Origin of the sequence: Collinsella sp. CLA-ER-H11 (assembly GCF_040092445.1) — a bacterium.
In the GTDB taxonomy this organism is placed as follows: Bacteria; Actinomycetota; Coriobacteriia; order Coriobacteriales; family Coriobacteriaceae; genus Collinsella.
Map to the genome: position 1 here is coordinate 74,976 of NZ_JBBNLN010000001.1, position 22,360 is coordinate 97,335.

Here is a 22,360-nt window from a genome sequence, read left to right on the forward strand (position 1 = left end):
CATCACGGCAAAGCCGCGCGGGCGGCTACGCACGCTCTACGCAGCAACTAGTCCGTAGCACCGCTTTCGGTTCCATACGACGGCGAAGGCGCCTCGATCACATGGTGATATCGATCGATATAGATTGCACGGGCACCCAGGCGTCGCACCAAATCCTGGTGATGTGTGCTCATCAAGACCGTCTTACCCGCCGCGACGTAGGCCAGCAAGAAGTTGACCACAATGTCGCATGAATCCTCGTCGAGCCCATTGGTAGGCTCGTCGAGGACCAAGATATCCGGGTTCATCGACACCACCGCAGCCAGCGCAACGCGCTTCTTTTGCCCGCCCGAGAGCTGATAGGGAGAGGCGTCGGCAAGGTCGGCAACCTGGAACAGCCCCATGGCATCGCGCACGCGGCGCTCGAGCTCGTCTGCCGGCAGCCCCATCTGCGCGGGACCAAAAGCAACTTCCTCGCCCACCGTAGCGCAGAACAGCTGAGCATCGGCATTCTGAAACACAAAACCTACGCGCTGATGAAAACGCTGAGCGGCCGCGGAATCCTTTAGAAACGCCTCATCGATCACGTGCCCGTCAAACAGGTATGCCCCTGCATCCACGAGTTCAAGGCCGTTAATAAGACGCATAATCGTCGTCTTGCCGCAGCCGTTGGGACCGAGCAGGGCAACGAGTTCACCACGGTCCACGCGCAGCGAAACGCCGTCGACCACCGTATGGCCCGCATAGGAAAACACCACGTCGCGAAACTCGATGAGCGGCGTTGCCTCGGCGCCAACAGCACCGCTCGCGCCCATCGCGTCATTTGTATCGTTTGCCAAAACGTCGCCCTTCCCCATTTGCATCCCCAGTCGGAACCAGCAGCGCCTACAGCACGGCGCACAACACTGTCAGCAGCGCCACGCCGGCCGCATAGGCCGCATCGCGCCAGCCAAACCTGGCGCGCGCGGGAGCCGGATACGCACCGGCAAAGCCGCGGCAAAGCATAGCCTCGTCCATCGCGCGGCTGCATTTCATCGCCTTGATAAAGGTCATGCCCATGATACCCGCGATCGAATCGGTACGCGAAAATCCCTCGGGCGCACGGCCAACGCTGCGCAGCATGACCGATTCGCACAGATCGTGCGCCGTGCGTCCCAGCACCTCGATATGCTTGAGTGCCATATCAAACGTAAAGATAACCTCGTCGGGCAGGTGCAACATCTTGAGCGCCGCCGACATGCGGCTCCAGGTAAGCGTCCACGAAACGCCCAGCACCAGCGACACATTAATGAAGGTCTTGAGCGCGATCTTGAGCATGGCGCCCGTGGCAGACGCGCCCAGCAGCAGGGCAGGCAATGCCAGAACCACCGCAAGCCCCGTGGCGCCGAGCGTCGGTACAATGGTCGCACGCAGCCCGCGTGCGGGGCGCACCGCGACCAGCACCAGCGCGATAGCCGCCATCAACATGAGGTACAGCGGGCTCTGCGTCAGACACACGCACAGGACGCAGACGAGCATCCCCACCAGGCGCACCGGAGCCGAAACGCAAGAAAGGGCGCGGTCGACCATCGACCCGCCCTCGTGCGCGCCTCCACCCAGGCGAACCCGCTCAAGCAGGCTCGCCAGGTGCAGGACGTTCTTTTGCATCACACGATGCCGAGCCCCCACGGGCTCGTAACGCTGCTCGACCGCAAGCCAGCTAGGCAGCTCGGCTATTGCCATGAGCACCGCTTTCCTTAACCGTCAGCGAGATCAGACGGAATGCGATGGTGAGCACCGCCACGCCAATCACGCCGGACAGGATATACATGGCAGCCTGACCGGCAAAGCCAAGACCCTGCTCCTCGGAATAGGCCTGCAGGTAATCACCCGTAGGCAGAGCGTCGGCAAAGGTCGGGGTATCAAGGCCGACCGAAGCCTGCAGGCTGTCGTCACCAGCCTCCTGAACGGCGGTCGCGGCGCCCTCGGCGTCCCACTCGCCCCATGCGTCACCTGTGGCAAGCAAGCCGAGCGGCGTAGCCACGACAAGCACGGCAACCAAGATGAGCGTGGGGACCAGCGAGGTCTTCTTGGCAGCAGCGCCCTCGGCAGTAAGCTGGCCATCGACGGCCTCGGGCCCGACGATAACGCTCGGCGCCGTCTTCTTAATGAAACCGTAGATGGCGGCCGTCGCCACGCCCTCGATCACGCCGGCAACCAGCATATGCGGGATCAACATGGCCGGAATAGCCACGGACAGCGGGAAGGGGCAGTACAGCGGCGCGCCCGAAGCGTTGGTAAAGAGCATCGGCTGAATACCAAACTCGATTGCCGCGCACAGGGCCGCCAGGCACAGGCCGACCCAACCGCTCACGACGGCAGAAACCGAGGTGCCCCAGCTCTTGTCGTGCAGGCGGCTGTTGAGCGCACGGAACACGATAGCAGCGACAAACGGCAGCACAAAGGCCATGTTAAAGCAGTTAGCGCCAAACGACAGAACGCCGCCGTCGCCAAACAGCAGCGCCTGCAGCGCCAGCGCAACCGAGACAGCGATAGCCGCGGCCTCGGGGCCTAGCAGCAGTGCAATGAGCGCGCCGCCGACGGCGTGACCTGTGGTGCCGCCGGGCAGCGGCACATTGAACATCATAAGCAGGAAGGAGAACGCGGCGCAGATGCCCAGGAAAGCCATGTGCTCGCGATCGAGCGTGGCGCGCACTTTCTTGATGCAGTGGATCCAAACGGGCACCATCGCCACTGCCATGACGGCATCGGTCTGCGGGGACAGATAATTATCTGGAATGTGCATGTACGCCTCCCGGTTATCGGCGCACGGAATTGCAACGCCGCTTGAATCACCTTGTCAGTGTTACGTATTGTCAGATTCGTAACACGCCGCGGGCTATCATAGCAAAACGGCGCACTGCCGACAAAGCAGCACGCCGTTATGTAATGCGCGTGTCATATATGCAGGCTCAGCAGCGCCTTATACCGGGCATAGCAGTCACGTAGGATTCGGCAGCAGCCACCGCTGACCCATACCCCAGCGCAGGACCTAGCCGCGGACCTCGCCGTTTACGCCCTTGCACACCTTGGTGACGATCTTCTGGTGCGCCTTTTCGACCTCTTCGCTGGTGAGCGTGTGGTCGTCGGAGCGATACGTAAGCGCAAAGGCCATGGATTTCTTGCCCTTGCCGATGCGGACCGGATCGCGGTAGACATCGAACAGGCGCACGCCCTCGAGCAGCTTGCCGCCGGCACTCGTAATACGACGCTCAAGATCCTCGCAGGTCACAGTGTTGTCGACCACGATAGCAAGGTCGTGCTCAACGGCCGGGTACTGCGAGAACTCACGGTAGTTCTCCTGGTTGCGGGCGCCCTTGATCAGCTTGTCCAGGTCGAGCTCAAAGGCAACGACGACCTCGTCAATGCCCATAGCCTCGCGCGCCTCGGGGTGGATCTCGCCAACCCAGCCCAGCACGGTACCGCCCGAGAGCACCTCGGCAGCACGACCCGGCTGCAGGAAGGCATAGCTCTCGCCCTCGACGGGACGGAATCGAACCTTCTCGATGCGCAGCTGAGCAAGCAGCTCCTCAACGATGCCCTTGCCAAAGAAGAAGCGCAGCTTACGGTACTTCATGCTCCAGGACTGCTCGCTCCACTGGCCCGAGAGCACGCCCGCTACGGACTTGGTCTCCTTGGGCAGGCTGGCGTTCTCGCGACCGTGGAACAAGCTGCCGACCTCGTACAGGTGCACGTTGGGCGTGCCGTGGGCCTCGTTATAGGCCACGGATTGCAGCAGGCCCGGCAGCAGCGAACGGCGCATCTCGGTCTGCTCGGCCACCAGCGGGTTCATGAGAACCACGGGGCAGCCGCGGCCCTCGGTGGACATGCCAATCTTCTCCAGGTCGCCCGGGGCAGCAAAGCCAAAGGTCGTGGTCTCGTTGAGGCCACAGGCGCGCAGGATCTCGCCGACCTTGCGGGTAAGCTTCTGCTCGCGCGTCAGACCGCCGATGTGGTTCTTGGCAGCCGGAATGGTTGCCGTGACGCGACCCATGCCCCATAGGCGCAGGACCTCCTCGATCAGGTCGATCTCACGCGGCAGGTCGGGACGGAAGCTCGGCGGCGTGACCATAAAGTCCTCGCCGTCGCGCTCGACGGTGCAGCCCAGGCGGGTGAGCGAGCGCTCGATAAAGTCGGGCTCGATGTCGGCACCGCAGATGGCGTGCACGCGGGCCAGGCGCAGCTTGATGCTGTCGATGGTCTTGGGCGCGGGGAACACGTCCACATAGCCGGGGGCGACCTCGCCGCCGGCGATCTCCTCGATAAGCGCGCACGTCACATTGGCGACGTCCACGCAGCCGGTCTCGTCGACCTGGCGCTCAAAGCGGATGGAGGCGTCGGAGATCAGCGACAGGTCACGGCTGGTGTGCGAGGTGCGGCCGGCGTTGAAGCAGGCGCTCTCGACCATCACATCGACGGTATCGTCCTCGATCTCGGAATCCATACCGCCCATGACACCGGCCAGCGCCACGGGACGCTCGCCGTCGGTGATGAGGCCCATGCCGGCGTCGAGCACGCGCTCCTCGCCGTCGAGAGTCGTGAACTTCTCGTCCTGCCGGGCGGCGCGAACCACCACGCGACGGTGGCCATCGCGCTCGGCAAAGGTGTCGAGGTCAAAGGCGTGCAGCGGCTGGCCGGTGAGCATCATCACGTAGTTGGTGATATCGACGATGTTGTTGTGCGGGCGCACGCCCAGGGCGTTGAGGCGCTTGACCATCCAGTCGGGCGAGGGACCGACCTTCACGTTGCGCACGATGCGGGCGACGTAGCGGTCGCACAGGCCCTCGTCGGCAATCTCGACCGAAAGCTCGTCGTCGGTCGCGCGGCCGGTCTCGACCTTGATGGCGGGCAGCTCAACGTGGAAATCGCGGTCGAAGATGGCACCGGTTTCGCGGGCCATGCCGATCATGGACAGGCAGTCGGGGCGGTTGGGCGTGATCTCGCAGTCGAGCACGGTGTCGCTCGAGCCCACGTACTCGGCAAACGGCATGCCGCAGGGCGTATCCTCGGGCAGGATCATGATGCCGGAGTGGTCGCCGCCCAGGCCGAGCTCGCGCGCGGAGCAGTTCATGCCCATGGACACGACGCCGCGAAGCTTGCTCTTCTTGATCTTGACGTCGCCGGGCAGGACAGCGCCGATCATGGCCGTGACGATGTGGTCACCAGCCTCGAAGTTCTGCGCGCCGCAGACGATCTGCAGCGAGGCGGGGTTGCCATCGGCGTCGAGGTTCTTGTCGCCCACGTCGACCGAGCACACATACATGTGGTCGCTATCGGGGTGCGGGGTCTTGGTGAGCACCTTGGCGGTCACCACGTGGTCGAAGGACTCGCCCACGGTGTCGATCGCCTCGACCTCGGTACCGGTACGGATATATTCGTCCGAAAGGGTCTTGGGATCCTCCGGAATATCGATCATGGTCTTGAGCCAGTCGTAAGAAACGCGCATCTAACTGGTCTCCTTTCATAAATGCGGCTTTGAGCCGGAAACTGCAACTAAGAAGAAAGCGTTCTAGAACTGGTTCAAGAACCTCATGTCACCAGTCATCAACGTGCGCAGGTCGGGCAGGTCGTAGCGCAGTGCCGCGACGCGCTCGGCGCCAATACCAAAGGCGAAGCCGGTGTACTTCTCGGGGTCGATGCCGCAGTTGATCAGGACGTTGGGGTCGACCATACCGCAGCCCAGGATCTCGATCCAGCCGCTGTGCTTGCAGAAGTTGCAGCCCTTGCCGCCGCACACGTGGCAGCTCACGTCCACCTCGCAGCTGGGCTCGGTGAAGGGGAAGAAGTGCGGGCGGTAACGCGTCTTGCGATCCTCGCCAAACATGCACTTAACAAAGTAGTCGAGCGTGCCCTTAAGATCGCCAAAGGTGATGCCCTCGTCGACGACCAGGCCCTCAATCTGGTTGAACTGCGGCAGGTGGCAGGCGTCGGCCGTGTCGGGACGGTAGACGGTGCCCGGGCAGATCATGTAGATGGGCGGCTTCTGCGACTCCATGGTGTGGATCTGCACGCCCGAGGTCTGGGTGCGCAGCAGCACGTCGGACTCACCGTGAGCGTGAGCCTCGGGATGCGCGACGCTGCCGGGGTTGTTGTCGACCACATAGAACGTGTCGCGAGCCGAGCGGCTCGGGTGATCCATGGGCGCGTTGAGCGCGGTGAAGTTGTAGTAGGAAGTATCGACCATGGGGCCGGACTCGACGGTGTAGCCGATACCGCAGAAGATGTCCTCGGCCTCCTCGATGATCTGCTTGATCAGGTGCTGGTGACCGATCTGCGGACGGATGCCCGGCAGCGTGATGTCGACGGCCTCGTGCTCGAGCGCGTGCTTGAGGGCGGCAGCCTTCATCTCGGTGGTGCGCTCGTCGAGCATGCCCTCGATCAGCTGGCGCATCTCGTTGGCGCGTTTGCCCATCATGGGACGATCCTCGGGGGCGAGCTTGCCCATCATGCGCATCAGGCCGGTGATACGGCCCTTGCGACCGAGCAGCTCAACGCGCGCAGCCTCGAGCTTGGCAGCGTCGTCGGCGCCTGCGACGAGCTCCTTGGCCTCTTCCTCGAGTTTGACCAGATCATCAATCAGACTCATGTCTTCCCTTTCGTCTCTCGCGCATCTCGCTTGCCGGGGCGGCTAGCACCCGATAGCTGCGGATGTGCGGCCCGGTTCGGTAACAAAAAACCGCCCTCGGGCATGTACATTGCCCAAGGACGGTTGAATTCCGCGGTACCACCTTGTTTGACCCGGCGGATGTCTGGCCCGCCGTGCCCACTCTGCGCCCCTTGTCGCGAGGCTCACGGCTTCCCTACTGGGGCTTCGCTGCCACCGGCCGCGCGCCCGTTGAGGTCGCTGCTCGGGAGTGAACGCTTGGCCCTTGCCACCGCAGGAAGGCTTGCAGCCCATGACCTTCCCTCTCTTGCCGGCGACACGGCGGGCAAAACCCTCTCCGTCAACGCATTGGGCTATAGGATAACACATTTCGCGGGCGCATCGCCGCGTTCCGTTTTGTTCGCGCTGGGTACAAGGCAGGTAGCTGTGCAAACTGGCCGTGCACCCGTCTGCGGCGCTCGGCCTGCGAGATTAAGGATGCGGTATGGGAAAGAAACTCGATAAGAAGGCCAAGGCCGCCGTGGCAAAGGCTGCCAAGGGCGTCAAGGCTGCTAAAGTCGACAAGGCCGTCAAAAAGTTCCGCAAACTCGAGGGCAAGCTGTGGACTCGCGAGTACCTGCTCAAGATTGCCGAGTTCGATGGAGCGACGATTGCTCCTGCCAACGGCGCTGCCGCCCGTGCCGACGCCATGTGCACGCTTGCCGGCGAACATCACAAGCTACTGACCAGCGAGAAGTCCGTTGAGCTCGTACGCTCGTTAGCGCGCGAGACGGTTGCAGGCGGCAAAATCGACGACCCGCAGCTGCTCGACGAGATCCGCGTGCTCGGCCGCGACCAGCGCGAGGCAAGCGTTATTCCTACCGAGGAGGCCGAAGCCTGGACCAGGCTCACCTGCGAGGCCGACGCCGTGTGGCACAAGGCCAAGACGGCCAACGACTGGGCGAGCTTTGAGCCCTATGTGGATAGAATCGTCGCCCAACTTAAGCATCAGGCCGAACTCATGGACCCCAAGCGCGACCCATACGACGTTTGGCTCGACCAGTACGAGCGCGGCCTTTCTGCCGAGAGCTTCGACGCGTTTTGCGAGGAGGTCAAGGCCACGGTCGTGCCGCTCGTGCACGCCATCGGCGAGCGCGGCCAGCAGCCCGATGCCGACTTTTTGCACGCCCGCGTGCCCGAGGCCGCCCAGCGCGCCATGAGCTTCGACCTGATGAAGCTCGTCGGCCTGAACCTGGACGACACCACGCTTGCCTTTACCGAGCACCCGTTTAGCGAGGGCTTTGCCGTGGGTGACGCGCGCATCGCGACACACATCTACGAGGACGATTGCATCTCCAACGTCTACAGCATCATCCACGAGGCGGGGCACACCATGTACGAGCTGGGCGTCAATCCCGCCTATGCGCGCACGTGCCTGGAGGGCGGCACCTCCATGGGCATCCACGAGAGCCAGAGCCGCTTTTTCGAAAACACCGTGGGTCGCAGCCGCGCCTTTATGGGACCGCTGCTCGAGGTGCTGCGCCGCCACGCACCCGAGGTCTACGGCGACGTCGACGAGGACACGCTCTACCACGCCGTGAACATCGCGCAGCCTTCGCTGATCCGCACCGAGGCCGACGAGCTCACCTATCCGCTGCACGTTATGGTGCGCTACGAGATCGAGCGCATGCTGTTTGCCGGCGAGGCTACGGCCAAGGACATCCCCGCGCTTTGGAACCGCTTCATGGATGAGTACCTGGGCATTCCCGTTCCCGACGACACGCACGGCTGCCTACAGGATACGCACTGGAGCGGCGGCTCGTTTGGCTACTTCCCCACCTATGCGCTGGGCAGCGCCTACGACGCCATGTTTGTGCCGGCCATGTGCCGCGACGGCGTCGACCTTACCGGCGCCTGCGCGAGCGGCGACCTGACACCCGTCCGCGCCTGGCTGGGCGAGCACATTTGGCAGTGGGGCCGCGCCAAGGACGCGCCGGAGCTCATCAAGGGCGCGTGCGGCATGGCGTTCGATGCCCGCTACTACTGCAGCTACCTGCAGGACAAGTTCACCACGCTGTACCAACTGTAAAGCTTAGGCGACACGCCAACGCAAAGGGGCGCCGCAGGATCTATCCCGCGGCGCCCCTTTACACCCAGCCACCAACCCGACAGTTAGGGACGTTCCTATTGTGCCGGCAGAAAAGGAACGTCCCCAAGTGCCAGATTGGCCGCGTAACTAAAGAGCCTCGAGCGCGTTGGCGATGCGCTTCATGGCAGCATCGGCGGATGCTTGGTCGGGCGCCTCGGCCAGCACGCGGATAACCGACTCGGTTCCGCTCTTGCGCACGAGCACGCGGCCCTCGCCTGCCAGCGCAGCCTCGGCCTCGGCGATGGCGTTCTGCACGCCCATGTTCTCGAGCGCGGCGTCCTTGTCCGCCACGTGCACGGCCACCTGCGCCTGCGGCAGCAGTTTGCACGGAGCCGTGAGCTGCGAGAGCGTCTCGCGCTCGGCACGAATCACTTCCATCACACGCAGCGAGGTCATAATGCCGTCGCCCGTGCGCTCGATATCGCCAAAGATCGTATGGCCCGTCTGCTCGCCGCCCAGGCTGTAGCCGCCCTCGCGCATCTTGGCATACACGTGACGGTCGCCCACGCCGCTGGTCACGGCGCTCAGTCCGGCAAGCTCCAGCGACTTGAGCAGACCAAAGTTGCTGGCGATCGTCGGCACCACGGTACCGCCCGAGAGACGCCCGTGCTTGTTCAGGTACACGCCGCACACGTACAGGATCTGGTCGCCGTCGACCACGCGGCCGCGCTCGTCCACGGCCAGGCAGCGGTCGGCATCGCCGTCGTAGGCAAAGCCCACGTCCAGACCCTGCTCCACCACGTGGCGCTGCAGGCGCTCCATATGCGTGGAGCCGCAGTCGACATTGATGTTAAAGCCGTCGGGCGCGGCGTTGATCACGCGCACGTCGGCACCGAGCGCGTCAAACACCGGCTTGGCCACCGAGGAAGCCGAGCCGTTGGCGCAGTCGATACCGATCTTGACGCCCTGCAGCGAAAAGTTCGCACTTGCAATGAGCGAAGCAATGTAGCGGTTGCGACCCTGCATGTAGTCCACCGTGGCGCCGATGTGGTTACCCGTGGCCAGCGGCACCTCGCTCTTGCCATCGATATAGTCCTCGATGAGCTCCAGTACGTCCTCGTCCATCTTAAAGCCGTCGCTGTTGACGAGCTTAATGCCGTTATCGCAAAACGGGTTGTGGCTCGCGCTGATCATGATGCCGCAATCGAAGCAGCCTTCCACGGTCTGATGCGCTACGCCCGGCGTGGGGATCACGTGCAGCATATAGGCGTCCGCACCGCTCGCGACCAGGCCGCTCACCAGCGCCGCCTCGAACATGTAGCTCGAACGACGCGTGTCCTTGCCCACGATCACGCGTGCCTTGCGCTCGCGGTTGGCACCGTAATACCAGCCCACAAAACGGCCAATCTTATAAGCGTGCTCTACCGTCAGCCCAACGTTGGCCTCACCGCGAAAGCCGTCGGTGCCAAAGTACTTCATATCTTACTTATCCTATTCGAACGTTTGAGCGGTTGGCGTGGTACGAACCTTAAGCTCTTTGTGCCCAGAGTCCTTCGAAGTCGTGACCGTGTACTCGACCTTTATGTCTTGTCCAAGAAGCATGTGGACACCGCCCCATGCAACCTTCAAGCCATCGTGCGTCGCTTCGTTCATCTCGATAGAACCGGAGCCCGAAGTCTTAATGTCCGAAATGCTGCCTCCCGCAGGAGCATAGAGATAAAGCCTCAGCACCTCATCATCAATATCCTGGCTAATGCCGTTATGGCCCTGGAAATAACCAGGCATCTCGGCCTTCTCCTGGGGGGTCATCGTGTTTTTGAGCGAGGTGGTCACTCGATACGTCGTCGAGCCATCGGCATTTTCAACCGAAGAATCGATGGTGACTCGCTTATCGAGGAGCCAATCCATCTTTGAATAGCTGTAGTTGTTCACATAGACGCCCAAAATCGGAGCCTCCGACGTATCGGTTTGGAGAGCGCCCGATATTCCAAGAGCCTTCGCGGCCTTTTCCTCGTCATCATTTCTCGAATACATGAGGATGCGACCCTCGGAAGCGCCCTTTTCGATGGCGGCAGCAATCTTAGTAATATCGCTGGAGCCCAGTTCGTCCACGATCTTGTTAAAAGCTGATCCGGCAACCGCCGCAAAAATGGCGTCCTGTTCCTCTACCGGGTAATTCCAATAAATATCGTGCAGCAGCACCTTTACGGCGTTGCTTCCATCAACGACGGTGCCGTCAGGAAGCTGTGTGCCGCCTACAACGCCGAGCATATACTGCAAAAATACCGGATCGACTGCAAATACGCCGTCGATGTCATCTCCGACAATGGCCTTCTGCATATCGCTGGCAAGCTGAGCCGCACGCGGATAATCAGGCGTCATCGTAACGTCGCCCATCGTGTATCCGAGCGTGTTGAATCCGGTCAGGCCCCATCCGGTCGTGAACAAGTTTGCCTCTTCATCGGTGATGGGAAGCGGGCTCAAAGGCTCTTTCATCATGTCGACTTTGACAAAATCGCCCAGTTCGAGCTTACCGTCAGTCACCGACATCACGCCGCGAGAACCGGGGAAACCGCCGCAGGCGCGGATCTCGACATTGCTCATCGCGAGCACAAGGTAATGACGCGTCTGGCCGTTGGCGCCGAGCATCTGGGGAAGGACGGGGGCGACCTTCTCCGCCGCGTCAACCGCGCCGTTGAGGGTGGCAAAGCCGTCCTTGGCCTTATCGACCAGCTCGGTCACCTGGGAAATATGAGTATCGCCAATGCCCTGGACCTTCTCGTTGGCGCTCTTGAACACCTTCGAGCTGCTGGAAAGCGAATCGGCGACCGCCTGCAGCGCGGACACGTTAATCATGCCGTCCTGGAACAGCTTGCCGGGCGTAGCCTGCGAAAGGTTATCGGCCATGGGAACCAGCGCATTGCTCGAGACATCGGACAGGGCGTCAATCATGGTGCGGGCCGCATTGATATCGCTGCCATACACCGGGATAAACGAAGCCGCCGCCCACAGCGGGCTCGAGGTCTCCGCCTTCATGCTGTTACAGAGCTCATCGATCTTCTTCGCGTCGTCAGGCAGCGTCGAAAAATCGCCCGACGTGACCTTGTCCTTAAGGCCACCGACGATCTCGACAGCCTCCTTCGCTTCGCTCTTTACGGTCTTTGCCGAGTTAAGCAGCATAAAGCCGCTTGCGCCAAGCGCAACGAGAAGCACCGCGACTACAACGGCAATAATGGCGCCGGTGTGACGCTTTTTGCGCTCGCCCTTGCGATGGCGATGACGGACCAGACCGTCAGAGGTCGAACTCGGCGAAGCGTCGCCACCGTAGTTCAAGCCAAAATCGTAATAATCTTCCTTGGAACCCGAGCCCGCAAACTCGGCACCGCTATCATCCAGGCGGGCGAACGTGCCAGTCTCGGAGGCGCCGGTGTAAATCGTGCCAAGGTTACCCGTAAGCCCCGCGCCACCGGCAGAGGGAGTATTGTTGGCGGCCTTGTCGGCATTAACGTTGCCGGCGGCATTCGCGGCGTTGGCAGCACCTGCGTTGTTCGCGGGTACCGAAGGAGCCCCGCTCGGCTGCGACGTGGAGGTTGCACCGCCCGCAAAGACATTCCCTCTTGCACGGCCGGTCTTTTTTGCCTTTTGAGACTGCTCGTACAGAGCGGTAAACATCGCCGTCTCGCCCGGGGACACGCGCTTACCGGAACCGCCCTGTCCAGCGCCGCCCGGCGTGCCGGCCTTACCAGCCCCGTTCGGACGCGGCGGAACTGCAGGGCGGCCGCTATCGCTGCCCTTAAAGTGATTACCAGCCATAAAGAAATCCTCGCAATTGAGTCGCAATGAAAAAGTCCATAACGTTACTAGTTTATGGCATTTTGAGCATCGACAGCTAAACTCCAGACACGGACATCAATTGGCGAAAATGCGGCACAACACCTTTTCTGTCTTGGCGGCGGCGCTAGCTACACCGTGAGGAACATCATTACGATGATCATGACAAAGCCGATAAGGTCGGTCGGAAAAAACACCGTGCCCAGCATAACGGCGCTGGTGATGGTCGCCGAAACCGGCTCCACAGTTCCGATGAGGCTCGCGCGCACCGAGCCGATGTCCTTAACGCCCTGCATATAGAGCATGTAAGCAAAAAACGAGCCGATAACCACGAACACCGCGAGCGCCTCGATACCGGCGGCATCGAGCGCCGGCATATGCGCCCAGGGCTGCACGAAGACACATGAGGCCACGCCCGCCGTGAGCATTGCCGAGCCCGTGACGATGGGGCTACCGTATTCGGGCAGGATCTTGGCGGGAATCACCGCCATACACGCGGCGCTGACCGCACACATAAGACCTGCTGCCAGGCCAAGCGGCGAGATATTCAGGCTGGTAGGGTCGCCGCCGGTGGCAATTAAAAAGGTTCCACCCAGAGCCAGGCCAATGCCGATGACTTCGCGAGTACGCGGCATGCGGCGATCGGTCACGCAGGCGTAGCCCATGATGATAACGAGCTGCAGGCACTGGAGCACCGTCGCGGTTCCGGCGTTCGTCAGGCGCACGGCCGAAAGATAGCAAAACTGGTTGAACAGCAGGCCAAAGGCGGTAAAGAGCAGCAGCTGCTTGCGATCGGCGGGTGTGGTCCAGAGCTTAATCAGGCGCTCGCGGTCGCGCGTAACAACCACGGCCATAAAGAGTAGACCGGCGAGAATCTGACGCACGCTCATAAGCCACAAGGTGTCGACGTGGTAGGTATCGAACAGAAAGCTCGCGCTGGTGCCCGAGAAGCCCCAAAACGAACCGCCCACCAACGTAGCCAAGACGCCCGTGATCATCTTGCGCGACGACGCATCGTTAAGGCGGTCGCGCCAGGCGCGGCGGGTGCTACGGCTGAGCTCGTCGGTGCCCTCGGGCACATCAATGTTCGACATATCGGTCATCGGCACCGAAGCCCCTGCGCCTTCGACCTGCTCGACACACTCTTTGCTCATTCCACTCCCCCGAAACAGCCTGGAAACAATTCGGCTTACCTTACCACGGCGAAGTCACCAGCTGGAGGCTTGTCCGCTTATCGGTAGGACAATTCCGCAGGCGTCTTTCCATAGCTCGATACCGCAATGGCCTTGCATTATGCGACAGCCAAATCGCGGCAGCAGGCTCTTTTGAAATGGATATGGCAAAGCCCCCGAATTCCACAATGTAAGCGATTTTTAAAAATGTTCTTGCCACCGAGTTCAGGCTCCGTTATATTATCCCTTGCGCGCTTGCGCACCCTTGATCGGGCGTTTAGCTCAGGGGGAGAGCGCTTCCCTGACACGGAAGAGGTCAGAAGTTCAAATCTTCTAACGCCCACCAAATGTTCGCAGCTCAGAGGCTATGTCCTCTGGGCTGTTTTGTTTTATGTCGCCAAATCCGCTGGCAGCTCCAACCGCCCAAACAACCACCCCGCCCATGCGCAAAACCGCGTCAGCGACCCAAGCGCCTATCCCGGCTGACCCCGCAGTCAATCAAAACCGCCCCAATAGCCACCGAGGCCGAGACCAACGCGTCTCGAACCCATCTGAGCCGCAGCTTCTCGGCAAAACGCCACAACGTCCACACCCTGCGGTATCCTTGAGTCACTTGCACCTGCAGCACCAAGGAGCCGCCATGCGCACCGAGCTCGATGTCCCCTTTTCGCACAAAGAAGAAGCCAAGGCGCTGGGCGCCAAATGGGACCGGACCAAGAAGATCTGGTATGTACCCAGCGGCGTCAACCCCGAGCCCTTTGCCGAGTGGCTGCCCGGTGTTGACCGATCCGACCCCTCAGCGCCGTATATATATCTAGTACTGGGCAAGCGCGAGTGCTGGAAGTGTCACAAAGAGACCCCGGTCGCGGCCTTCGGCATTCCCTATCGAGCCGATAACGACGAGAGCATCGTAATCGCGCACGCGCCCAACGAAGCCGGGCACATTGCCATCGACACGGTCAACGCCAACGCACTCGCCATCGTGCCCGCTCTTGGCTGCGTGCCGGGCGAGATCCGTGACTACCTTTCTAAGCGCTGCGGCTACAAGCCCGTAGGCGCGCGAGCCTCCAAAGCCCCGTCGCTCGGCAACACGTGCACCAGTTGCGACGCGCTGCAAGGCAGCCGCTATCTGTTCGAGGAGCCCTCGTCCCCGTTTGCCCTCACTGCCATCAACAAGCTGCCGGCACTGGAGTTTATACGCGTCGAAGTTGCCGGCGTCTTTGGCGTCCCGGCCACGCGTACCGACTTTGACCAGGCGCTCTTTACCTGGGCACGCGACCATCACGCCGAGTTCCACAGGCAACTCGGTGAGGGGGTTTATTTGTAGAGGCAAAAGACACTCACAGCCAACTCCTCCGCATCACCTATCCCTCGTCGCCGGCGTCGTACACGATATCGAGGCCACAAACAGGGCATTTCTCCGGATACACCGGCATATGAACGCCCGTCCGTTTTCTCACTTCGTCGCTGAGTCTGTCGCGCGCATCGATGAACCGAATGTCGAGACACGGTTATTTGCGAGCCGCAGCAAGGGCAGGTGACGACAAACGACCCGCAATCAACCTCTACGCTCGGAAACATATTGTTGTCTATAAGGGCACACGGCAGTTTTCCGTACTTCCCCATCGCAATATCGCCTCGCCAGCTCATACACGCTCCCCTCTCGCTATACAAATCAGGAAGAGCATGCACCGGCGGGTGGGCGCGATATTGCATCGCCACGCGATCCGATCAAACAACACGATTGTCAAAGAATGCCAAAGCCAAATACGCTAATACGGCAGAAGCCCCGCCTTTTCACGCTTCTTTTCCGAGCGATCGAACTCAATGCGATGGGCCTCAAGAAACACCGTATTGGGTCGCCACTGACGTTCATTCGGCTGCCTTAGCGTCGCACCCGCAAAGGAAACGTAGTCGGTCTTATCCAGCAGGTACGATCCGCACAGCCGATATTCGCCGCAAACAGGCTCAAACGAAATCAGGTGAGCATCAAATAGGGAATGAAGATCGCGCCGAAGCAGAATGCCGTTGCTGGCAACCTGCGATTTGGGTCCCGAGTAATTCTCGATATGTGCAGCCTCCAGAGCTTCGCTGACGCCGCAGTCCGACACCGCGCAACGGCCATCATAGGCGGCAACGAGCTGTTTGCGGAACCATTGCTGCCCCAATCGCTCGCGCCTTAACGCATAGCGGACCTTTTCGTCGTCGGTCGTACCCTGTCCGGTAAACTCAATATCGACGGGCATGTGCTTCAGATAACTCATGTCGGGTGCAAAACGAGGGTCCGGTCCGCCTTTATGAACAGGACCGTGCAGAACAAACCATCCGTTTTCGGGCTCGAACCGCTCAACAAACGCAAGGCCGAGCACCTTGTAGCCCACCTCGGTTGCAAATATGACTCCGACTGGAACGCCACATTCCATGCAGTTGAGCATTTTACGGTTGTAATTCTGGTCTCGAAAACCAACGGTACCCGGCGCTTGAACCGAGTACTTAATGACCCACGTACCATCGTCCAAATAGAGCGGAGGCACATCGGTGTAGAAGCTCTTTTTAGAGTTATGGACCGAAAGCGCAAAGATCTTATTGGGATCTTGCTTCACCCGATCCTGGCCCGGCCAGAAGATCCCTGAATCCCGCGTTACGGGAAAGAAGTCCGAGCCAATTCTCAAACGATACTGATACTGAGGGCTATCTTCCTTGGTGTGGTGCGGAAGGCTGGTCCAAACGCCGCCGCGCCGTTCCTCACCCAGAAACCACTCCCATGCCTCAACGTATTCGGAAGGCACGAGACTGCAGGCACGGTCATAGCTTGGTCCATCCATCAACGGAACAGCAAGGTCAATGTCGTTCATCGCCAGCACCTACAACCATACGAACGCGAGTCATGCCCCTCAATAATATGGCCGAGAGTCAATTATTACGAGATCTCATTCCGCGATCGGCACATCGTTGATGCTCTCGGTTTGCCGCTGGCGCGCTTGTACCCCGCTGCCCCACTCCCCTGTATACTGATGTAGCACGTGTTTCATCCGGGCTTGTTGGGCCGGTTCGTTCATGGGAGGTTCTTGTGGCTGTTTCGAATCCGCCTAAGGGAAGCGTTTCTTCTTCGTCCATCAGGCCGGTTACGCGCAAGGCCGTGCGTTGCCAGCGCGAGGTCGCCTGGCTTATCACGCAGGCAGCGGGCAGGCTTGTGGCGACCACTCAGGACGTCAATGCGCCTACACCGAGCTTTGTGTTAGCGGCGGCGCTGGATTTTGTGCGCCAATTGGAGCTTGCCGAACAGGATGCCAGCGGCCACCTCGACTACCAGAATGTTATGGCGCCCGACCTGCAAACGTTCTGCCACATGGCCAAGTTGCCCGCCGCGCCCAATGCGCTTTCGGACGCAGGCTACATGTTTACGCTTTCGGGCGCGGACCTTATCCGCGACATCTATGCATACTGCAGCGAGCTCGCCGAGCGCAGCGTCTTTGGCACGGCTGAAGTCAAACCGGGAAATGTCATCAAGCTGGTTCTTAGGCTGTTCTTGATAGACGGGTTCGGGGCCATGCCGGCGTAAGCCGAGTCTTTAGCATTACCATCGACTGGGCAACAACCGCTTTACCTTAATGGACGTCAATCGAGGGTCGATTATTGGGTCGCCTCGTCCACTAACGCATCTATCCCACGCGCTCCGACAGTCGATACTTGCGGTTGCGGCTCGTCGCCGGCGCCGTGGGCTCAAGCTCGCCTTGAGCAATGAGCGCGTTGACGCGCGACCTAACCTGGGAAATTGTGAGCCCTGTGTGCTCTGCCAGCTCGCGCGTCCCCAGCTCGCCGTAGTGTTTGAGTGCCGTCACAATTAAGCCCCCGCCATGATCGACCGGCTCGATCTTTGAACGGTAAAGTACGACCTTGAACCGATCGAATCCCGGGCAGAACAGGGGATCGGCCAGACCATGCGCGCGCATGGCATCGATCATCATCGGGATGCCCGAGCCATTGCCCTCAGCCGGCGAACCTGCGCCATCCGGCAGCGGGACAATCGACATGAGCTTCACAAGCGTCGCGTTACGGCATCGGGAGCTGCCGTCAAACAAGTTCTCGCGAGTCTTTCCCCCGTAAAGGCCGCCAGGATTCGTCACCTCGACACGATCGTCAAAGACGTCGACGGCGATCGATTGTCCACAGAACCGATCCCCGTATTCTCGATGGATTACGGCATTGGCGATTGCCTCGCGCAGAACCTCCTCGGGAATCTCAAGCGAGTCGACACGCGAGACGCCTTGGACGGTCGAGGTTCGCCGCAAATTCTTGGCGACGGCTGCGACGGCATCCGAGATCATCTCGCCCAACGTTCCCTCACAGATTGTGCGGTCCATGAACCTCAGCGACCCCGCCATGCCCTTCTGAGTTCCCGCATGGACAGCCACGTCAATGAAGAGCTTGGGATAGAACTGCTGAGGGTAAACGCCCGCGGCAAGGAGGCCGGCCTTGGTAACATTGCCCTGGAAGTCGAGGAAATTCAGACGCTCCATCTTTGTCTTCTTGTCCGCCGCACCGCGCATCGCTCGAGGCGTCAACGAATAGGCACGCTCTATCGTGCGGTCGACCAGCGACTCGTCGAGATCGCCCACACTCGTGCCGGGCACCGCATCGCGATCGCTAGGACTCGTCCGCTCATATGACGGCAGTGCCAAAACCTCAGTCGACGAAAGCGGGACATCTTTGTCATCGATGCGTTTGTAGCTGCCACCTTGAGCGCCCCGCTCTATGACATAGCAAGGCTTGCTCGACGGGTCGAGCTCCTCAATCGTAATGACGAGAACGATGACGCCCTGAAGCTCCACTCGCTCGATCGCGTATTTGGGCGGATTGGCCAGCTTTCCGCGACCGCCCGCATCGCCCATGCCCGCCACGAATTGGTTGAGCACTTTCTCGGTCTCAAAGTTTGCAACTGGGACAAAACCCGCGCGCTCGCTCACTCCGAGTACGATGATGCCGCCGGCGGTGTTTGCGAAAGCGCTGACCGTTTCCCATACGTCGCGGGAAAGCGTCGTGGCGCTCTCCTTGACCTCGACGTTAAAATCGTCCGAGCCCATGCGCCTTAAAGACTCGAGCAGACCGGTCAGTTCGTTTTCGTTCATCTGCACGTCCTTTCGCTCGGTTCTGCGGAGAATGCCGCGAATAAATTTCCTTCGTCTCTCAGTTATCTCTTGTAATTATCTCTCATCTTTCTGTTATCTCTCATATTAGAGACGAATGAGATATGAGAGATGTGTGGGCGGCGGATGAGCGTGGATTTTGGACGGTCGGAAAATGAGGGTGGATATTTGGACGGTTTTTGGGCGTTTTGAGGCTGATTCCGTCCGAAAATCCACTCTCATTCGATAGGCGTCCAAGTTTCCACGCTCGCGCGGCGGGCACGCGGGGCCTTTACCCAATCCGTTGGCATCGTCTTCAGTTCGCCGCAGAACCGCAGCCCCATATGGGTATACTCACGAGGATTCGACTCGATTCGCCCCCGCTGGGGCGTCAAAGGAGACTACATATGTCCACTACCTCAACCGACCCGCGCGCCGCTGCTGCCGCGCTGCTGGTGCCCGGTACCACCTGCCACGGTTTTGCCGTCGAGCGTTGCGAGACCGTGCCCGAGCTCGACTCGGACGCCTACGTGCTGCGCCACACCGCATCGGGCGCTCGCCTGCTGTACCTGGCATGCGACGACGAAAACAAGGCCTTTGCCATTGGCTTTAAGACGCCGCCGGCCGATTCCACCGGCGTGTTCCATATTCTTGAGCACTCGGTGCTGTGCGGATCGGCCAAGTTCCCCGTCAAGGAGCCGTTTGTCGATCTGATCAAGAGCTCCATGCAGACGTTCCTCAACGCCATGACCTACCCCGACAAAACCATCTACCCCGTTGCTACCACCAACGAGCAGGATCTGTACAACCTGATGGACGTGTACCTGGACGCGGTGTTCAACCCGGCCATCTATACCAAACCCACCATTTTTGAGCAGGAGGGCTGGCACTACGAGCTGGACCTGCCGGAGGGCGTCGAGGGCGAGGGCAACGGCAGTTCCGCAAGCCTGCGCGAGGGCACGCTGCGCTATAACGGCGTGGTGTTCAACGAGATGAAGGGCGCGCTGTCCGACCCCATGAGCGTGCTGGACGACGCCGTCAACGCCGCGCTCTATCCCGACACCGCTTATGCGCACGAGAGCGGCGGCGACCCGCGCGCGATTCCCGCGCTCACCTACGAGCAGCTCCTGGACACGCACGCGCGCCACTACAATCCTTCCAACTCCTACATCACGCTCTACGGCGACCTGGACGTGGGCCGCGCGCTGGCCTTTTTGGACGAGCGTTATCTGTCGCAGCCGAGTGCCGCGAGCCGTCGCATGGACGCAGCCGTCGCCGCTGGTGAGGACCCGTCCACGCTGGCGCCCAATCCGCTGGCCGTGCAGGCGCCCGTGACCTGCGAGTACAAGCGTGTCGAGATGGCAACCACACCCGAGAACGCCCTGGTGGGCCTAGGTCTTGTGCTGGGCAGCGCGCTCGACCGCAAGCGCACGATCGCGGCGGACATCCTGTTCGAGGCACTGCTGGGTTCCAACGAGGCACCGGTTAAGAAGGCCATTCTGGCCGCCGGCCTGGGCGGCAACGTGGTGAGCTACACCGCGGCCGAGAGCCTGCAGCCCTACGAGCTCATCATGCTGCAAAACGCGCAGCCCGGCGTGGCGCGCGAGCTGCGCCGCGTGTTCAAGGACGCCTGCCGCGACCTGTGCGAGCACGGCGTTCCGCGCGAGCGCCTGGAGGCCATCATCAGCAGCAACGAATACGACCTGCGCCAGCGCGACTACGGTATCGCCGACGGAGTGGCCATTGCGTGCGACGCGCTGAGCACCTGGCTCTACGATGACGACGCCGCGACGCTGGCGCTCAAGTACGGCCCGGTGTACGAGGAGCTGCGTAGCGAGCTGGACGGCAGCTATTTTGAGGACCTGCTGCGCGAGCTCGTGCTGGAAAACGACCACATGGCACTGGTCGAGCTGGTGCCGGTGGACGCCGCCGAGGGTTCGGAGGGTGCCGAGGCCGCCGAGCTGGCAGCCAAGCGCGATGCCATGACCGATGCCGAGCTGGCCGACGTGGTCGAGCGCACGGCCGCGCTGCGTGCCGCGCAGGAGGCGGAAGACACACCCGAGGCCAAGGCCACGCTGCCGCGCCTGCGCGTGTCCGACATTGGCGAGGCGCGCCCCGAGCCGCCACTGATCGTGGACACGACCGCGCCCATCCCCTGCCTGCGCCACGGCATCCCCACCAACCGTCTGGCCTACGCCATGCAGTATTTCGACCTGAACTGCGTCGCGTTTGAGGACCTGCCCTATGTGACACTGCTCTGCCGCCTGCTTAAGCAGCTGCCCACGCGCGAGCACTCGGCCGAGGAACTCGACAACTTGCTCGCTGGCAAGCTCGGCTTTTTGAGCTTTACGACCGAGGTCATGACGCAGCCCGAAGTAGACGGCGTGCGCCCCTACCTGCAGGTGAGCGCCGGCGCCCTGTCCGAGAAGATCGATGCACTGGCGAGTCTGCCGCGCGAGGTATGGTCGAGCACGCTTTTGGCAGACGCCGACGCCGACCGCATGCGCGACGTGCTCACGCAGATTCGCATTGGGCTTGAGCAGGGCTTTATCAACAACGGCCACTCGGCGGCGCTCGGTCGCGCGATGAGCTACAGCTCGCCTTCGGCCGTGGTGCGCGAGCAGCTTTCGGGCGTTGATTTCTATCTGTTCCTGCGCGATCTGCTCGACCACTTTGACGAGCGCCTGGACGGCCTGCGCGCCAAGCTTACCGAGCTGGCGGGCCGCATCTTTGTGGCCGACGGCTGCATGGCGAGCTTTACCGGCAGCGACGAGGACTTTGACGCGTACTGGGATGCCGCGGGCGACCTGGGGCTGGACGCTGGCGACGGCGCCGATGCCGGCCGCGACGCGCTCGTGGTGCCGGCGCCGTGCGACCGCCACGAGGCTTTTGTCATCCCCAGCGACATCTGTTTTGCCGCGCGTGCGTGCGATCCGCGTCGCCTGGGCATTGACGTGACGGGCGCCTGGGCGGTTGCCGCCAACGCGCTCTCCTACGATTACCTGTGGAACGAGATTCGCGTGAAGGGCGGTGCGTACGGCTGCGGATTCCGCGCAGCCGGCGAGCGCCAGACGGCGTTCTACACCTACCGCGACCCGGCGATCGATCCTTCGATTGAGCGCGTGGAGCGCGCGGGCGCATGGCTTGGCAGCTTTGAGCCCGACGAGGCCGCCTTTGAGGGCTTTATCGTGAGCTGCGTGAGCGGCATGGACGCGCCGGTGAAGCCGTACGCGCTCACCAAGCGCCGCAACACGACCTACCTGGCCGGGCTCGATCCGCATGCGCGCGAGGAGCGTCGCGCCCAGATGCTCGCCGCCACGCCCGGTGAGCTGCGCTCGCTCGGCGCCGACGTGACGCGCATCGCAGCCGAGTCGCCCACCTGCGTCTTTGGCGGCCGAGACGTCATCGCCAAGAGCAACGCCGGCTTTAACGTCATCGACCTGCTGGGCTAACGCACAAAGGTAGATTTTTGGGACATGCCCGGAAATCTACCTTTTTCTGCGGCTTGGGCGAGGCGGCGCAGCCCACCGCGGCGGTTTGT

14 protein-coding genes and 1 tRNA gene are annotated in these 22,360 nt (G+C 61.5%); 5 read left to right on the plus strand and 10 right to left on the minus strand.

The genetic code is table 11. The annotated features are described in order from the left end of the window. Nucleotides 1–47: 47 nt before the first annotated feature. From AAAX35_RS00355 to pheS, 5 genes are all read right to left on the minus strand, one after another. Nucleotides 48–818, minus strand: coding sequence for an ABC transporter ATP-binding protein (locus AAAX35_RS00355; protein ID WP_229090555.1), 771 nt, complete (start codon nucleotides 816–818; stop codon nucleotides 48–50). Nucleotides 819–864: 46 nt separating this feature from the next. Further along, the gene (locus AAAX35_RS00360; RefSeq protein ID WP_349116365.1) at nucleotides 865–1,701 is read right to left on the minus strand and encodes an energy-coupling factor transporter transmembrane component T; all 837 of its coding nucleotides are present in this window, start codon (nucleotides 1,699–1,701) and stop codon (nucleotides 865–867) included. Beyond that, a complete protein-coding gene (cbiM, locus tag AAAX35_RS00365; RefSeq protein WP_349076059.1) occupies nucleotides 1,679–2,764 on the minus strand; it encodes a cobalt transporter CbiM in 1,086 nt (361 codons plus the stop codon). The genes AAAX35_RS00360 and cbiM overlap by 23 nt, the downstream gene beginning before the upstream one ends. 246 nt (nucleotides 2,765–3,010) lie before the next feature. Continuing rightward, nucleotides 3,011–5,464 carry a phenylalanine--tRNA ligase subunit beta gene (pheT, locus tag AAAX35_RS00370; protein WP_349116366.1) on the minus strand — a complete coding sequence of 818 codons (2,454 nt, stop codon included), beginning with the start codon at nucleotides 5,462–5,464 and terminating at the stop codon, nucleotides 3,011–3,013. Between the two features lie 63 nt (nucleotides 5,465–5,527). Next, nucleotides 5,528–6,604 carry a phenylalanine--tRNA ligase subunit alpha gene (pheS, locus tag AAAX35_RS00375; protein ID WP_035136801.1) on the minus strand — a complete coding sequence of 359 codons (1,077 nt, stop codon included), beginning with the start codon at nucleotides 6,602–6,604 and terminating at the stop codon, nucleotides 5,528–5,530. Nucleotides 6,605–7,106: 502 nt separating this feature from the next. Between pheS and AAAX35_RS00380 the strand changes: the two genes are divergently transcribed. Beyond that, on the plus strand, nucleotides 7,107–8,690 hold the full coding sequence (locus tag AAAX35_RS00380; protein ID WP_349116367.1) for a carboxypeptidase M32: 1,584 nt from the start codon (nucleotides 7,107–7,109) through the stop codon (nucleotides 8,688–8,690). Nucleotides 8,691–8,837: 147 nt separating this feature from the next. On the opposite strand, the gene glmM is transcribed toward AAAX35_RS00380, so the two are convergent. The 3 genes from glmM to AAAX35_RS00395 all read right to left on the minus strand — a co-directional run bounded on the left by glmM (nucleotide 8,838) and on the right by AAAX35_RS00395 (nucleotide 13,675). After that, nucleotides 8,838–10,169, minus strand: coding sequence for a phosphoglucosamine mutase (glmM, locus tag AAAX35_RS00385; RefSeq protein ID WP_349116368.1), 1,332 nt, complete (start codon nucleotides 10,167–10,169; stop codon nucleotides 8,838–8,840). A gap of 12 nt (nucleotides 10,170–10,181) precedes the next feature. After that, a complete protein-coding gene (locus AAAX35_RS00390; RefSeq protein WP_349116369.1) occupies nucleotides 10,182–12,503 on the minus strand; it encodes a DUF4012 domain-containing protein in 2,322 nt (773 codons plus the stop codon). 149 nt (nucleotides 12,504–12,652) lie between these two features. Beyond that, entirely contained in the window at nucleotides 12,653–13,675 is a 1,023-nt protein-coding gene (locus tag AAAX35_RS00395; RefSeq protein ID WP_349116370.1) for an EamA family transporter, read from the minus strand. Nucleotides 13,676–13,964: 289 nt separating this feature from the next. Between AAAX35_RS00395 and AAAX35_RS00400 the strand changes: the two genes are divergently transcribed. Both AAAX35_RS00400 and AAAX35_RS00405 read left to right on the plus strand, forming a co-directional pair. Next, nucleotides 13,965–14,039, plus strand: a tRNA-Val gene (locus AAAX35_RS00400). A 294-nt stretch (nucleotides 14,040–14,333) separates the two neighbouring features. Further along, nucleotides 14,334–15,020 (plus strand): DUF5710 domain-containing protein, encoded by a 687-nt coding sequence (locus AAAX35_RS00405; RefSeq protein WP_349116372.1) that lies wholly within the window; start codon nucleotides 14,334–14,336, stop codon nucleotides 15,018–15,020. A 445-nt stretch (nucleotides 15,021–15,465) separates the two neighbouring features. On the opposite strand, the gene AAAX35_RS00410 is transcribed toward AAAX35_RS00405, so the two are convergent. Further along, nucleotides 15,466–16,548 (minus strand): HNH endonuclease, encoded by a 1,083-nt coding sequence (locus AAAX35_RS00410; protein ID WP_349116373.1) that lies wholly within the window; start codon nucleotides 16,546–16,548, stop codon nucleotides 15,466–15,468. Nucleotides 16,549–16,763: 215 nt separating this feature from the next. On the opposite strand from AAAX35_RS00410, the gene AAAX35_RS00415 reads away from it, so the two are divergent. Further along, on the plus strand, nucleotides 16,764–17,255 hold the full coding sequence (locus AAAX35_RS00415; RefSeq protein WP_270226133.1) for a hypothetical protein: 492 nt from the start codon (nucleotides 16,764–16,766) through the stop codon (nucleotides 17,253–17,255). Between the two features lie 100 nt (nucleotides 17,256–17,355). On the opposite strand, the gene AAAX35_RS00420 is transcribed toward AAAX35_RS00415, so the two are convergent. Then, nucleotides 17,356–18,822 carry an ATP-binding protein gene (locus AAAX35_RS00420; protein ID WP_270226134.1) on the minus strand — a complete coding sequence of 489 codons (1,467 nt, stop codon included), beginning with the start codon at nucleotides 18,820–18,822 and terminating at the stop codon, nucleotides 17,356–17,358. Between the two features lie 404 nt (nucleotides 18,823–19,226). Here AAAX35_RS00420 and AAAX35_RS00425 point away from each other — a divergent pair, with 404 nt between their 5' ends. Next, on the plus strand, nucleotides 19,227–22,271 hold the full coding sequence (locus AAAX35_RS00425) for an insulinase family protein (protein WP_349116374.1): 3,045 nt from the start codon (nucleotides 19,227–19,229) through the stop codon (nucleotides 22,269–22,271). Nucleotides 22,272–22,360: the final 89 nt, after the last annotated feature.

Bases quoted from the DNA above. Each gene is read 5' to 3' on its own strand.
- AAAX35_RS00380 (WP_349116367.1), top strand. From the start codon at position 7,107: ATGGGAAAGAAACTCGATAAGAAGGCCAAGGCCGCCGTGGCAAAGGCT.
- pheT (WP_349116366.1), bottom strand. From the start codon at position 5,464: ATGCGCGTTTCTTACGACTGGCTCAAGACCATGATCGATATTCCGGAG.
- AAAX35_RS00395 (WP_349116370.1), bottom strand. From the start codon at position 13,675: ATGAGCAAAGAGTGTGTCGAGCAGGTCGAAGGCGCAGGGGCTTCGGTG.
- AAAX35_RS00420 (WP_270226134.1), bottom strand. From the start codon at position 18,822: ATGAACGAAAACGAACTGACCGGTCTGCTCGAGTCTTTAAGGCGCATG.
- glmM (WP_349116368.1), bottom strand. From the start codon at position 10,169: ATGAAGTACTTTGGCACCGACGGCTTTCGCGGTGAGGCCAACGTTGGG.
- AAAX35_RS00425 (WP_349116374.1), top strand. From the start codon at position 19,227: ATGTCCACTACCTCAACCGACCCGCGCGCCGCTGCTGCCGCGCTGCTG.
- AAAX35_RS00390 (WP_349116369.1), bottom strand. From the start codon at position 12,503: ATGGCTGGTAATCACTTTAAGGGCAGCGATAGCGGCCGCCCTGCAGTT.
- AAAX35_RS00410 (WP_349116373.1), bottom strand. From the start codon at position 16,548: ATGAACGACATTGACCTTGCTGTTCCGTTGATGGATGGACCAAGCTAT.
- pheS (WP_035136801.1), bottom strand. From the start codon at position 6,604: ATGAGTCTGATTGATGATCTGGTCAAACTCGAGGAAGAGGCCAAGGAG.
- AAAX35_RS00360 (WP_349116365.1), bottom strand. From the start codon at position 1,701: ATGGCAATAGCCGAGCTGCCTAGCTGGCTTGCGGTCGAGCAGCGTTAC.
- AAAX35_RS00405 (WP_349116372.1), top strand. From the start codon at position 14,334: ATGCGCACCGAGCTCGATGTCCCCTTTTCGCACAAAGAAGAAGCCAAG.
- cbiM (WP_349076059.1), bottom strand. From the start codon at position 2,764: ATGCACATTCCAGATAATTATCTGTCCCCGCAGACCGATGCCGTCATG.